Origin of the sequence: Qipengyuania sp. RANM35 (genome assembly GCF_041021145.2) — a bacterium.
Lineage (GTDB): Bacteria > Pseudomonadota > Alphaproteobacteria > Sphingomonadales > Sphingomonadaceae > Qipengyuania > Qipengyuania soli.
In genome coordinates, this window is the sequence record NZ_CM196433.1 from 343,813 (window position 1) to 357,052 (window position 13,240).

At 62.7% G+C, this 13,240-nt stretch carries 13 protein-coding genes; 3 read left to right on the forward strand and 10 right to left on the reverse strand.

Going from position 1 to position 13,240, the window contains the following annotated elements:
• Nucleotides 1-51: 51 nt before the first annotated feature.
• The gene (locus RAM60_RS01710) at nt 52-288 is read left to right on the forward strand and encodes a hypothetical protein (RefSeq protein ID WP_369025838.1); all 237 of its coding nucleotides are present in this window, start codon (nt 52-54) and stop codon (nt 286-288) included.
• A 4-nt stretch (nt 289-292) separates the two neighbouring features.
• On the opposite strand, the gene RAM60_RS01715 is transcribed toward RAM60_RS01710, so the two are convergent.
• The 6 genes from RAM60_RS01715 to RAM60_RS01740 all read right to left on the reverse strand — a co-directional run bounded on the left by RAM60_RS01715 (nt 293) and on the right by RAM60_RS01740 (nt 3,491).
• Nucleotides 293-682, reverse strand: a complete 390-nt coding sequence (locus RAM60_RS01715; protein ID WP_369025837.1) for a hypothetical protein — start codon at nt 680-682, stop codon at nt 293-295.
• Between the two features lie 169 nt (nt 683-851).
• The gene (locus RAM60_RS01720) at nt 852-1,298 is read right to left on the reverse strand and encodes an META domain-containing protein (RefSeq protein ID WP_369025836.1); all 447 of its coding nucleotides are present in this window, start codon (nt 1,296-1,298) and stop codon (nt 852-854) included.
• Nucleotides 1,299-1,302: 4 nt separating this feature from the next.
• Nucleotides 1,303-1,617 (reverse strand): hypothetical protein, encoded by a 315-nt coding sequence (locus tag RAM60_RS01725; protein WP_369025835.1) that lies wholly within the window; start codon nt 1,615-1,617, stop codon nt 1,303-1,305.
• Nucleotides 1,618-1,630: 13 nt separating this feature from the next.
• The gene (locus RAM60_RS01730; protein WP_369025834.1) at nt 1,631-2,125 is read right to left on the reverse strand and encodes a hypothetical protein; all 495 of its coding nucleotides are present in this window, start codon (nt 2,123-2,125) and stop codon (nt 1,631-1,633) included.
• 67 nt (nt 2,126-2,192) lie between these two features.
• A complete protein-coding gene (locus tag RAM60_RS01735; RefSeq protein WP_369025833.1) occupies nt 2,193-2,810 on the reverse strand; it encodes a hypothetical protein in 618 nt (205 codons plus the stop codon).
• Between the two features lie 18 nt (nt 2,811-2,828).
• Nucleotides 2,829-3,491: a hypothetical protein gene (locus tag RAM60_RS01740; protein WP_510640053.1), complete on the reverse strand. Its 663-nt coding sequence runs from the start codon at nt 3,489-3,491 to the stop codon at nt 2,829-2,831.
• 327 nt (nt 3,492-3,818) lie between these two features.
• Between RAM60_RS01740 and RAM60_RS01745 the strand changes: the two genes are divergently transcribed.
• A complete protein-coding gene (locus RAM60_RS01745; protein ID WP_369025831.1) occupies nt 3,819-4,871 on the forward strand; it encodes a helix-turn-helix domain-containing protein in 1,053 nt (350 codons plus the stop codon).
• A gap of 67 nt (nt 4,872-4,938) precedes the next feature.
• On the opposite strand, the gene RAM60_RS01750 is transcribed toward RAM60_RS01745, so the two are convergent.
• From RAM60_RS01750 to RAM60_RS01760, 3 genes are read right to left on the reverse strand one after another with little or no spacing between them, the layout of a single operon-like run.
• Nucleotides 4,939-5,244, reverse strand: a complete 306-nt coding sequence (locus tag RAM60_RS01750; protein WP_200982590.1) for a hypothetical protein — start codon at nt 5,242-5,244, stop codon at nt 4,939-4,941.
• Between the two features lie 39 nt (nt 5,245-5,283).
• Nucleotides 5,284-8,154: a M16 family metallopeptidase gene (locus tag RAM60_RS01755; protein ID WP_369025830.1), complete on the reverse strand. Its 2,871-nt coding sequence runs from the start codon at nt 8,152-8,154 to the stop codon at nt 5,284-5,286.
• A 9-nt stretch (nt 8,155-8,163) separates the two neighbouring features.
• On the reverse strand, nt 8,164-10,338 hold the full coding sequence (locus RAM60_RS01760; RefSeq protein WP_369025829.1) for an acylase: 2,175 nt from the start codon (nt 10,336-10,338) through the stop codon (nt 8,164-8,166).
• 128 nt (nt 10,339-10,466) lie between these two features.
• Between RAM60_RS01760 and RAM60_RS01765 the strand changes: the two genes are divergently transcribed.
• The gene (locus tag RAM60_RS01765; protein ID WP_369025828.1) at nt 10,467-11,918 is read left to right on the forward strand and encodes an ATP-binding protein; all 1,452 of its coding nucleotides are present in this window, start codon (nt 10,467-10,469) and stop codon (nt 11,916-11,918) included.
• On the opposite strand, the gene RAM60_RS01770 is transcribed toward RAM60_RS01765, so the two are convergent.
• Nucleotides 11,898-13,073 (reverse strand): acyl-CoA dehydrogenase family protein, encoded by a 1,176-nt coding sequence (locus RAM60_RS01770; protein WP_369025827.1) that lies wholly within the window; start codon nt 13,071-13,073, stop codon nt 11,898-11,900. The two genes, RAM60_RS01765 and RAM60_RS01770, sit on opposite strands and share 21 nt — an antisense overlap.
• Nucleotides 13,074-13,240: the final 167 nt, after the last annotated feature.

The following is a 13,240-nucleotide window of genomic DNA, read 5'->3' on the forward strand; positions in this document are numbered from 1 at the left end:
CCAAGACGGCGCTGATTTTCCTTTTAAGGGATCCATGGTAAGCATTGGCCAATGAAGTGGGCATTCTCCATATTTCTGGGTCTCTACCTCATCGCATTGTTCCTGCTTGCGGTGGGAACCTTCGGATGGTTCGGCCAAGAAAAAGACCCGTTGTCCGGTGTGTTCCTCCTGCCCCTCGGCCTGCCGTGGAACCTCGTTGCCGACAAGCTCGGCTTCGGTGGCTGGCTGACCGCAGTCGCGGCTCCCGCGATAAATGCTGCCGTGCTCTGGTTCCTCTGGAAGCGATAACAGCCTAGTTCGAAGCGGGGTCTTCGGTTCTTGATACCGGCGCCGCCTTGCCCAGCTTGGCTACATGTGCGTCCGCTTCGCGTAACACGGCGACGAACGTGCGGTAATCGTCGTCCATGCAGCCATCGTTCCACGAAATTTCGGTTGTCGTCGCACCCTTGGTCATGCGCAGCAGCCCATATGGAGCATCGGTCATGAAGTTTGTGCAAGCCTGCGAATCCGGGGCAGGCTTGGGCAGGCGCCGGAGGATCTTCTCAAGGACAACATAGTTGGAAGCGTCCGGATCGATTTCGTGCCAGACAAGCGTAGGTGGCGAATTGAAAGCTTCGCCTTCCTTCCTCACAGCCTCGGTCCAGCTTCCTCCACCATCGGGAAGCATGCGCCACGAGGTCACCGGCGCTCCCCAGCTCTTTACCTCGAATGAAACGAAATCCCAGTCCGGCCCGTGTGGTTTCTTGGAGTTTCCGGCATGGGCTGGGAAACCCACAGCCAGTCCCACCGCAACAGCGATTGCCTGGACGAGGCGAGCCGCATTCAACCTGGCGGGCAGTTGTGTCACTTGGTCAGAACTTGTCGAAAGCGTAGACCACCCGTCGGGCGCGAATTACCAGCCCTCGACCATCAGGTGTGAGCGTGTAGTTCGTTGCTGTGGGAAGATCGGCAGCGAGGTCCTCGCCGAAAGTCGGTCGCGGACATAGAGCGCGAGTCGCTGCGACTTGCGAGATAGTCATTACACCGTTGTAAGTTTCCGGCATGGACGCATTCCAGTCTGCCGACCCCCGATTGCAATCCAGTTGCATGACAAGCTTGCCGCCGCGCTGGAAATTGAGCGTATGGCGAGCCTGCAATTCGGGGTTGAGACGAGTCGACGTGCCCGATGTTTCGACGTCGACGAGCCGCCACGTCGTACCATCGAGAGGATGGGAGATGCCAGGCAAGCTTTCGCAACTGACAAGCGATAGCGCGGAGATGCCGAGGACTGCGGCCTTTGCGAGATTGGTGCGCTTCATCGGTTCATCCTTCCTTTGCATTAGCGATGCGGTCCATCACTTCCTTGCACGCGGCAGCGCTGTTTGCGGCCTTTTCGCCCTCAGGAATTTCGGCTTTTCCGGAAAGATCCATCGCGGCTTTGTTGAGCACTTCGTCAAGCTGCCCCGGGGTCAGGTAGCCGAGTTCCTGCGCAGCTTGCGCCGTCGAACAAATGCCTGTCGACAGGCCAACGCCCGCTCCCACACCCACCATGGTTCCACCGATCAGGGGTGCGACAAGGAAGGCACCGCCAGCAAGCCCTGCGACGAATGCCAGAATTCCAACGACTGTCTTGCTCATCGAACCGTCCTCCTCAGCCGCCGGTAATCATCGCATCGACGAAGACGTATGTCTCAGGTCCGTATCGTACGATCACCTGATCTTCCTTGCGGGTCCAGTTGAACTCCCAGCCCGCCGAACCGTCGGATTGTGCGCTGTCGGCACCATAGGGATCGGTGCCTTTGAAGAATACGGCACGCTTGCGGCCATCGGGTTTCTCAACCTCGATCAGGTGTTCACCCGGATTGCCCCAATTGCGCTTGATGCCCGCGTTGCAGTCCTGCGTCGGAGGCTTGTTGTCGAAACCGCATTTGAGAATGGTGGTGGCGTTGTATTCCGTCCCGGAGACAAGGGCGTCGCCTTGCCCGTAGGCCGGCTCCACATCATCCGGTCCGCCTGCCTCTGGACCCTGAGAACTCGCGGTGGCTGGTGTCGCAGTGGCCGTACCTTCAGAGGCATCGGCCTCGGTCTGCGCTCCGCATGCTGCGAGCCCGCCGATTGCCAGTCCCGCAAGGATGAATTTTCGCATATTTCCCTCCAATGGGTTCGAAGGCCGGACCCGGACCGCATGTCGGACCCGGCCTTCCTCGGTGGCCCTACATTGCCCCTTCGCTGCCTGTGTACATGATGTCGCCGATCGTCCCGTCGCGATAGGCGAGGCACTGCCATGGTGCTTCCCCGCCCTCGACGTTGATGAAGATGGCGATGGCAGCCTCCGATTCCTCGATCCGGTTGGTACCGATCACGCGGGCACCGGTTTCCTTGCCAACCTTCATGGCACATTTGCCTTCGAGGCCGCTGGGTCCGCGAATTGCAACCTCCTTCGGCTTGGGGGCGGATGCCGCTTCGACGGGGCCGTTCTCACCGACCGGTGAAGACATGCCCGCATTGGCATCGCCCATCGGGACACTGACCAGGCGAACGCCATCGACGTTGCCGACGACCTTTCCTCCCAACGCCTCGGCATCGGCCTCAGTTGGGCAACCGACAAGGTCGGCACTGTCATCGAGATAGTTCGAAGTCGCCGCACTCTCGCCGAGCCTACGGCACGGATCGCCTGCGTTGGGATAGCCGTCACCAAACGGTGCCAGGGACTCGGGAATTGCCACGGCCTCAGAAGTGGTCACCTCTTCAACCGGGGTCTCTTCTGTCGATCCGCCGCAAGCGGAGAGGGCGAGCGCCGCAGCACTCGCCAACAGGATGCGAAATCGCATGACGTCTCTCCTGTCCGATCAGCGGCAGTTCGGGTGCTGACCAATGTCACGAAGGTCGTAGAAGTGACCGTCGGCGATCGTCACCTGCACGCACTGGTTCGTGTCGCGCTTGTACTGGATCGAGTAACGCGTGTTGCCGCTGGTGAAATTGTCGACCTGGACAAAGCCGCGGCGCGACATTTCGTCCATTCCGCCAGCCGCCCGGGCCCCCTGGAGGTCGGCATATTGAGCTACGGGATGGTAGCCGCCTTTGCCGTGATGGTAGCTGGTATTGGCCTGTCGCTGCTGAACGCCTGCTTGGTAACCGCTCGAGTACGAATCCGAACGGTCATAATTGTGGTAAGCGACATTGTGCAGGCCGTCGTTGTATCCCCGCTCGTACTGCTGCTCTTGCGCGTAGTCGGTGTAGTGTTGTTTGTTTTCGTGGTGGTTCGACTTGTGGCTCAGTAGCGCTCCGAGGATTGCGGCGCCTGCAACGACGCCGACCGCCGCTGCGGCATCGCCACCGCCCTTATGATGGCCGCAATCCTGGTCGGATGCGTCGTTAATGGTCATCACCTGGCCGTTATAGGTCTCAACGACGACGCAGTTCTTGTCGGAGCCATCCCACCAGTAGCTGTAGATGTAGCCCATGGAATTCTTGTTGGTGGAAACGTGACTGAAGCCGCGATCCCTAAGCATTCCCTCTGCTTCTTTGGCATAGTTGCCATTGATATAGGTGAGTTGAGCTGCCTTTTCCGCGAGGACGGGTGTCGCCGCCAAGGCCGTACATGCAGAGAACGCGATAATTTTCGCTAAGCGGGCAGTCATAGTGATCTCCTCGGAATCAACGATTTTGCGTGCGACTGAAGAGCTGGCCCGGCTTTGATTTTCCTCAAAGTCCCCCGATTCTGGGAAATGCTATCAAAGGGTTGTGACCGTGCATATTGTCTCTTCCTGCCAAGGAGTTGACATTTTCTGCCAATTTGTACGCAATAGCCCTAACCAATCTTCCCTGTGGGGCTGAAATTGAGTCCGCTTCTTCAATCGATCGAGAGATTCGAAGCTGAATGCCCGGATTTGGCGTCATCGCTGATTCCCGTCGGAGTGACGCGATACTGGGGTGTAAGCCTGGGTTGGCCGGAGTGGATATGGAAGGGCACGAAACTCTCGGTCGGCCAATTCCCGACCGATGCAATTCCCTTGAGTACCGACCTAAGGTTGATTGCAAATCTCGTCGAGAATGTAGGCGAGGAATATCTTCTGCGCAGCTTACTCGAATGGCCATTCGTGCCACACGAAGATATCCTGTTCGCTTCCCCGGACCTCGCCAGCGCGATGAAGGCAATTGGTAGCCGCATCACCCGGACAAATCCATGCATGTCGATGTCAATAGGTCAGGCAAGGGACGGGGTGGAGATCGTCGTTGAAATCGATCCCTGCATTGGGGAGCTGCGTGGCTTCCTGGAGTTGGTTTCCATCATTTTCCTGTTCAGACTGGTCAATTCCTTCACAGGTTTTGCCGGTAGGGAATTGATAGCACGGTCTCCTATTTCAGCTCAGCTGAGAAATGCAGAAGTTGGCTTGGTTGAATTGGTCGACGGAGTAGAAGGAGGGCAGTTCGCGGCGGGCGCAGATATCACGCGGATCGTGTTGAGCCATGAATACCTGACCCTGCCGAACCCCGAATATCGGCCTGACAGGTGGCAAGTTGTCGTCGATGAACTTGCTCGGGACGCCGCGATTGCCGGTCCGCTTGGGCACGAGGCTCTACGTGCGTTGATCAAAAAATCCCTGAAGCAGCATCGACGCACCCCACAGATCGCCGAACTCGCGTCACAGCGCCAAACGTCGGTGCGATCACTCGCTCGCGAACTAGCGGGACAGGGACTCTCTTTGCGTGAGGTTGCCAATGAGGCGAAGATGGAACTGTCGACCGAATATCTCCGGGACGACTCTATGACGGTCGCCCAAATTTCATCCAGCCTCGGTTATTCTGAAGCGTCCAGCTTCATCAGGTCATTCCGTAAGAAGTTCGGCGTTGCTCCCGGTGAATGGCGGCGAGCATCAGCAGCCAGCTAGGGAAGTACAAAAAGAAAGGGGCGCCGGAATTTTTCCCGACGCCCCCCCAAATTCATTTTTTCGCTTTTTAGCCCTGGCGGGTGCCCGACAGCGGCATGTCGCCGAATGCGCCGGCGTTCACGGTACCGGTGAGGTTGTCGCCGTCGATGGTGGCGGTGCAGGTCAGGGTCATCGGCATGGGAACGGTCATGTTCATCTTCCAGCCGATGGTGTTGCCGTCGATCGTGCCGTCGGCAATTTCCATCGAACCCATGCCGCCTGCCATCAGGCCGGTGAAGCCGGTGCCGTCAGCGTTGGGGGTGACGGTCAGCGTACCCTTCTGGTCGCCCATGGGGCTCTTGACGGTGGTGTCATAGGTACCGGCTACGGACATGGTAATTCCTCTCTTCGCTTGAGGGTGGGATTGGGGCGCTTAATCCGCGTTGCTGACACTCGTGTCAACATCGAGATAGGTGGTCGGAAGCTTTAGTCCGGCAAGCTGGCTGTCGATCAGCTTGCGGTCGCCGACGACGACGATTGTGAGATTGTCCGGGCCGAGATACTGCTTGGCCGCCGCATCGATCGCGCCCTTGCCGATCGCCCGATAGGTATCGGGCAGCTTGGAGTAGTAGTCGTCCGGACGACCCAGCCGTGCGTTCTGCGTAATCGCGCCGAGGACCTGGAAATTGGTCTCGAAACGGTTCGGCAGGCCGCGGATATTGCCGTCTGTCACCCGGGTGAATTCCACGTCGTCCACTGCACGCTTGCCATCCGCAAAATCGCGAACCGTATCGAGGATGAGCTGGATCGAGTCTGCCGTCCTGTCCGACTGAACCGCCGTGCTGATGGTGAACAGGCGAGGGCCAGCGTTCTGGTCGACGCCGCTGCGCGCGCCATAGCTCCAGCCCTTTTCCTCGCGAATGATCATGTTGATGCGGCTGAGGAAGCCGTTGCCCAGCACTTCATTGGCGAGATCGAGTGCTTCCAGCCCCTGCGTCGGGCCATTGAGCGGCAGGACGCGGCCCGCATAGATAACGGATTGCGGCGAGTTGGGCCGATCGATTACCACCAGTCGCGTGCCCTCGACGCGGGCGGAATTGGTGAAGACCTTTTCGGGCGCTGCCGTGCCGTTCGCGGTCCAGTCGCCGAATGCTGCTTCGAGTTGCGGCTTGAGTTCGGCCATGGTGACATCGCCGACCACGGTGATGCGCGCCTTTTCCGGCCGGATCCATTCCTCGTGCTCGGTCCGCAGCGTGGCAGGGGTGATCGCCTTGACCACGTCGACAGTGCCGAGACCGCCGACGGTGCCGTAGGGATGATTTTCTCCGAACACGAGCGGGCGCAGCGTCCGGCTGGCGAGGCCGCCTGGCGAGGAAAGCTGCTGCGCGATTTCCGACAGGCGCTGGTCGCGCACCCGCTGGACTTCGGTATCGGCAAAGGCCGGATTGCGCACGATGTCCGCCATCAGCGCCAGGGAGGGCGTGAGGTTCGACGCGAGGGCATTCATCGTCACTGAACTCGTGTCGAGCGAACTGCCCGTACCGATGGATGCACCGAGCCGCTCCTGCGCCTCGGCGATCTCGACTGCGCTGCGCGTGGTGGTCCCCTCCTCGAGCAGGTCCATCATCAGCGACTGCGTGCCCGCGCCGGCCTTGCCGTCGGCGGCGTAGCCAGCGTCGAATTCCATCGACACCGCGACCTTGGGTACGGCGGTCCGGCGTGCGAGGGTTACCTCGATGCCGTTCGACAGCGTGGTGCGCTCGAGCGTCGGGAAAGTCAGCGAGCCGACCGGGGCTACCGGCGGCAAGCTGCGTTCCGGACCGCTGCGGGCGAGTGCCGGACCGTCGCCCTTGTCCGGTGCGGGCGGCGCGACCTTGTCCTCGTCACCCCAACCGCCCATGTCGGCGCCCTTTTCGGTCCGATCGCCCGGAACGACTGCCAGCTTCATGCCGGGGCGCGAGAGCCACTTGGAGAGGGCCGTCTGGACTTCTGCCGGGGTAAGCGTGGCGAGGCGTTCGAGGTCCTTGCGGTACTGGGCCGGGTCGCCCGAATAGAGCAGGCCTTCCGCCAGGGTCACACCCTTCCCGCCGAAGCCGCCGACCCGTTCGAGGCCATCGATATTGCTCGACAGGATGGACGTGGCCGCGCGCCGGATTTCGTCTTCGGTCGGCCCTTCTGTCATGATTTGCGCAATCAGCTCGTCGAGCCGCGCCTCGGCCTTCGCCCGGTCGACGCCCGGCTTCACGTCCATCTGCGCCTGGAGGAACGAGAGGTTTTCGTGCTGCTGCGAATAGGCGCTGACCGAAACGGCCAGTTGCTCGTCGCGGACGAGCGTGTTGTCGAGGCGCGAGGATGCGAGCCCGCCGAGCACATACATGCCGACGGCAACGGGGATAGCGTCGGGATCGTTGGTCGATGGGCCGGTCCAGTTGCGCGTGACGCGCACGAGCGGGACCTGATCGACCATCTCCCGCGTGACGGGTGCTGCGAGTGTCACCGGCGGCGCGCTGACCGGGCTGATCTCGGGGCCGCGCGGGATGTCTCCGAACCAGCGCTCGACCATCGGTTTGGCGGTCGCCGCGTCGATGTCGCCCGACAGGACGAGCACGACGTTGTTGGGCGCGTAATTGTCCTTGAACCATTTGGCGACGTCGGCAAGGCTGGCGGCATCGAGATCGGCCATCGAGCCAATTGTCGAGTGGCGGTAAGGGTGGCCGACGGGGAGCAGGCCTTCGCCGATGGCGTATTCGGCGAGTCCATAGGGCTGGTTGTCGCCCTGGTTCTTCTCGTTCTTGACCACGCCCCGCTGCTTGTCGAGTTTCTCCTGAGTGACCGCGCCGAGAAGGTAACCCATGCGGTCGCTCTCCATCATCAGCGCCAGGTCGACCGCGCCGGTCGGCACCGTCTCGACGTAATTGGTGCGGTCATACCAGGTCGAACCATTCGTGCTGGTCGAGCCCGCGGCTTCCAGCGGGATGTCGAAATTCTCGACGTTTTCGCTGCCGCCGAACATCAGGTGTTCGAACAGGTGGGCGAAGCCGGTGCGACCTCGCGGCTCGTTCTTGGAGCCGACACGGTAGTAGGTCGTGACCCCCACGATAGGCGCCTTGTGGTCCGTGTGCACGAGCACCGTCAGGCCGTTTTCGAGCTGGAATTGCTCGTAGGGAATGTCGACCTTCTCGACGAGCGAGGCGAGGGAGGACGGGCTGGCTGCCGGCGCGCTGGCAAGCGGGGCATCGACGGGCGCAGTCGCGCATCCGGCAAGGGCGAGGGCGGCAATGCCGCTCAGAAGGTATCGACGCATGGCAGTCCCTTAGTTGCGACCTGGGTCATGTGAAACGGTGTAGCGGCTAACCGCATTCGCGAGGACGTCCTCGCGCCAGAAATGGACCGGCTTCAAGCGGTGCTGGACGAACAGCGTCGCCTGGTCGGCGTAATGCATGGATTTGGGCCGTGTGGTCGCCGCGCCGTAGGGCTGGATCGACTGCGACTTCACGCGCTTTCCCGGTGCCCATTCGGCGAACTGGACAAAGCTGTCACCGTGCTTGACCGCCAGCCTGCCATCTTCCTGCACGTCCCAGGTCGTCGAGGCGCGGAGCGTGTCCGACCCGCCATCGAGCGGAAGATCGACCGAACCTTGGCGCAGGCGCAGCAGGTCACTCATCGGAGGATCGATCCGTCCGAAATGGGTCTTGAGATGGTCGACTGCCCATGCCAGCTTTTCCCCCACATCGGGCAAGGGCTTGTTCTGGTACTCGGCGGACATGAAATCCTTGATCATGAGCAGCGCGAGGCTGTCGGCGCGGCCCTCGTTGTCGGCGGTGAAATCCCAATCCATCAGCAGCGCACGCGCCTTGCCCTCATCACTCTTGGGGTCGAGCTTGAGCTTCGCCAGCGCCGCCCAAAGATCACCGACATAGCCAGCACGTTCGTAGCCCGTGTCGTATTTGATCTTCTCCAGCGTCGCGCGGTCGATGGTCTCTGCCTCGCTCAGCAGCTTCCACGCGCGACGCGAGCGATTGGTCGTCTTGAGTTCGACCCCCATTTCCGGTGCGACGCTCGCCGGTGCGATATCGTCTGCAGCACCGGCCGCTGTGAAGGGCGAGTTGTTCGAATTGTAGAGCCACCCGCTCGACGGGTTTACGTATTTGGGGAGTGCCGAGTAGGCCACCGGCCCCTTCCAGATCGCTTTCGGATCATCACCGGGCAGGACGCCGCGCCAGTCGTAGCCTTTCGGCCGATCGGGCATGGCGGCGTTGTAGACGTAGGCGATATTGCCCTTGGCGTCGCCGTAGATGAAGTTCGTGCTCGGGATGTCCATGCGGGCGAGGATCGACTGCCACTCGTCGAGGCTCTTCGCCTTGTTGAGGCGGTAATAGGCGTCGAGCTGGCCGAGATTGTCCATGCCGCCATAGCGGATGGCGAAAGCGCCGCGGTCGTTGATGATCACCGGACCGTGGATGCTGCGATAGACCGTACGCTGGATCGGCAGCACGAGCGGGCCGATCCGGACGGGGAGGGTGACGGTGGTTTCCTTCAGCGGCAGCCACTTGTCGCCCATGCGGTACTTCTTCCCGCTTTCGTCCAGCACGAGCTTGTAGACATCGGTCATGTCGGGCCGGTTGACCGTGTTGGTCCAGCCGAGGTCCTCGTTATGACCGAGGAAAGGGTAGGGGCTTCCGGGAAAATTGGCGCCTGCATAGTGCCACCCTTCACCGCTTTCGACGACGAGTTCGTACCAGGCGACCCCGCCGCGCCAGGGCTGGTGGCTGTTGGACACGAGACGGGTCACCCCATCGCCCGAGCGCTTTGGGGCGACGGCAAAGGCGTTGGATCCCGACAGCGCTCCATCTTCCGCCCAGGGCAGGGGGAAGGCGCGTGCCTGCTTGGGCTTGCCGATGGCCGGCCCGAATTCGGGTAGCAGGTCGGTACCCTTGACCAGCGGTTCGATCGTGCCGTTGAGGCCGAAGAAGAAGGGTTGGCGCAAGGCAAACCCTGCCGCCACGTCCACCCCGTCAACGGGGAAGAGATTGTCGAGCCTTACCTCACCCCTATGCAGCTTGGCGTAGTCGTTGAGGCCTGTCGCGTAGGCCTCGAACAGGGCACGGGTATCTTCCGGTAACTCGGGATAGTGCCGTTCGGCCGTGCCGCGCGCATCGAGCAGGTGGTAGACGTAATCGACCGCCGCGCCGTCCTCGCCGGCGATGGCGCCATAGCGACCGCGGGCCATCGCGATGACATCCTGCAAGGTTGCGAAGTCGTCCTCGGCATGGGCGCGGGCGACACCATAGGCGACATCGGCGTCGGTCTTGCCGTAGATGTGAGGGACGCCGAACTCGTCGCGGGTGATTTCGGCAGAATAGGCTCGGTCCGACAGGCGAACGTCATCGCGCTTCGCCCAGAACGGCTCCCATGTCGCCAAGGCGACGAAGGCGACGAACAATACGACCAGCAGCGCAAATCCGATGCGCCCAACCCATTTCCGCATTCAGGCAATTCCTCTCTTGGATGTTGGCCTAGCGGGATTCGCGCCAAGGGCAAGGGGACGCTTTGGGTTGGGCAAAACTGCCGCGCGGCTATTTCGTTAATGGGATTCGGCCCGCTAGCCCCGCGAGCGTGACAGCGCAGATCACCATCGGCCACGACGCCTCCGGAAAGCCGGTCCAGTTCGACATCGAGGAACTGCTCGCGACCCGCCTGCTGGTGCAGGGCAATTCAGGCAGCGGCAAATCGCACCTCCTGCGCCGCCTCCTCGAAGAGAGCGCGCGCATGGTGCAGCAGGTGGTGATCGACCCGGAGGGCGATTTCGTGACGCTGGCCGAGCCCTTCGGTCACATCGTCATCGACGGTGCCGCCTATTCGCCCGCCGAGATCGAGGCGCTGGCCCGCCGCATCCGCGAACATCGCGCCAGTGTGGTGTTGGCGCTCGAAGGGCTTGAGGTCGAACAGCAGATCCGCTGCGCCGCGCAGTTCCTCACCGCCCTGTTCGACGCCCCGCGCGAACACTGGTTTCCCGCGCTGGTGGTGGTCGACGAGGCGCAGATGTTCGCCCCAGCCGTGGCGGGCGAGATTGCCGAGGACACAAGGCGCATGACGCTGTCGGCCATGACCAATCTCATGTGCCGCGGGCGCAAGCGCGGCCTTGCGGGCATCGTCGCGACCCAGCGTCTGGCGAAGCTCGCCAAGAACGTCGCGGCAGAGGCCTCGAACTTCCTCATGGGCCGCACCTTCCTCGACATCGACATGGTCCGCGCCGCCGACCTCCTCGGCATGGAGCGGCGGCAGGCCGAGCGGATTCGCGAACTCGAACGTGGGCACTTCCTCGCGCTCGGCCCGGCGATCACGCGCTTGCCGGTGGCGGTGAAGATCGGTCCGGTGCAATCGGGCCTCAAGGCGCGCGCCGAGGGCCTCATGGCCATGCCCGAGACCGCACCTGCCGACATGGAAGCACTGCTGACCCGCGACCTCGCGAGCGAGGTCGCCAAGGCCCCGCCGCCCGGCCCGCCTCCGGCCCCGCGCTGGGAAGAGGTCGAGGCCGATATCGCCCACGCCGAAGAGCGCCAGGTCGAGGCTCCGCGCGCCGCACCCGACACCTCCGCAGTCGCGCAACAGATCGAAGCGATCATCGTTGCCATGGCAGGGGAGGAAGGCGTCGCCTTCCAGTCGGCGAGCGCGCAGTACCAGACCTTCCTGTCGCGCTGCCGGCGCGAACGGATCATCGGCCCGATGCCCGACATGGGCACGTTTCGTCGCCGCTTCGCCATGGCGGGTGCCGGCCTCGACCTTGTCGACGAGGAAACCCGTGAGCGCATCATGAAGCTCGCCCACGCGGTCGAGGACGATTTGCTCGCGCCGTTTCTCGTTCTCGCCAAGACCGCCAGCGCGGGGGAGGCAGATGTCGACGAGGATGCACTGGCGCGCGCCTACGGCACCAGTTCGCCCGGTCGCATCCGCCGCCTGCTCGACCATCTCGAGCGGCAGGGCCTCATCGTGGTGCGCGAGGATTTCGGGGGAGGGCGCTCGGTCCTCGTCCCGGGGCTCGAAGCCTCAGCGACTCCCGCCGAATAGCTGGCGACCGGCGAGGTCGAGCATGATTTCCTCGCTGCCGCCGCCGATCGCGTTGACGCGGACCTCGCGATAGATGCGTTCGACCTTGCTGCCGGTGATGTAGCTCGCCCCGCCGAGGACCTGCGCAGCTTCGCGCGCGACGGCTTCAAGCATCCGCGTGGCCTGCACCTTGAGCATGGCGAAATCGGCCGGACGGTCGCGCCCTTCGCGGACCTGCCAGGCGCACAGGTCGACCCAGGCCTGCGTTGCCTCGATCTGGCGTTCCATGTCGGCCAGCTTGATGCGGATCGACTGGTGGCCGACCAGCGGCTTGCCGAAGGTCTCGCGCTGCTGTGCCCAGTCGGCGGCCTCGGCCATGGCGACGCGGGCGTAGGCGCAGCAGCCCATGGCCATGCCCAGCCGCTCACCGTTGAAATTGCGCATGATGCCGATGAAGCCACCGTTCTCGGTCCCGATCAGGTTTTCTGCGGGCACGCGAACGTCGCTGAAGTGGATCGCGGCGGTATCCGAACAGCGCCAGCCCATCTTGTCGAGCCGCGTGCGCTCGACCCCCTCGCTCGCCATGTCGATCAGCAGCAGCGATATGCCGCCCGCTCCCGGACCGCCCGTGCGCACGGCGCACGTCAGCCAGTCCGCGCGCATGCCGGAGGTAATGAACATCTTGCCGCCGTTGACGACGTAATGGTCGCCATCCCGCACCGCAGTGGTCTTGAGGTTGGCAACGTCCGATCCGCCGCCCGCCTCGGTAATGCCGAGCGCGATGATCTTCTCGCCCGCGAGCACCGGCGGGGCGACGCGCTGCTTTAGATCGTCCGACCCCAGCGCCAGCACCGGCGGCAAGCCGATGCCGTGCGTCATCAGCGATGCACCGAGACCGCCTGCGCCGACGGCGGCCAGTTCCTCGGTCAGGACGAGGCCGTGGAAGATGTCGAAGCCCTGTTCGTGCCCGCCGTACTGCTCCGGGTAGCGCAGGCCGAGGATGCCCGCCTCGGCAGCCTTGCGATGGAGGTCGCGCGGGAGTTCGCCTTCGGCTTCCCAGCGGTCGATGTTTGGCGCGATCTCGCGCTCGACGAAGCGGCGAACGCTGGTTGCCAACGCCTCGTGGCTTTCGTCGTAAAAGGGAGAGCGGGCGCGCCAGTCGTCGAATGCTGTCATGACGGCATCCTCATGCGCGCGGTGCGGACAGTCAATCGGCGAAAATTTTCGCATCCCGTCTGGCCAAACCTGCGGTCACCCCTATATCCGCCTAACACACCTCACGAAAATGGTGGGGGAGGGCTTGTGTTGCTATAATGCAACACCATATTCGAGCGGTAATTCTC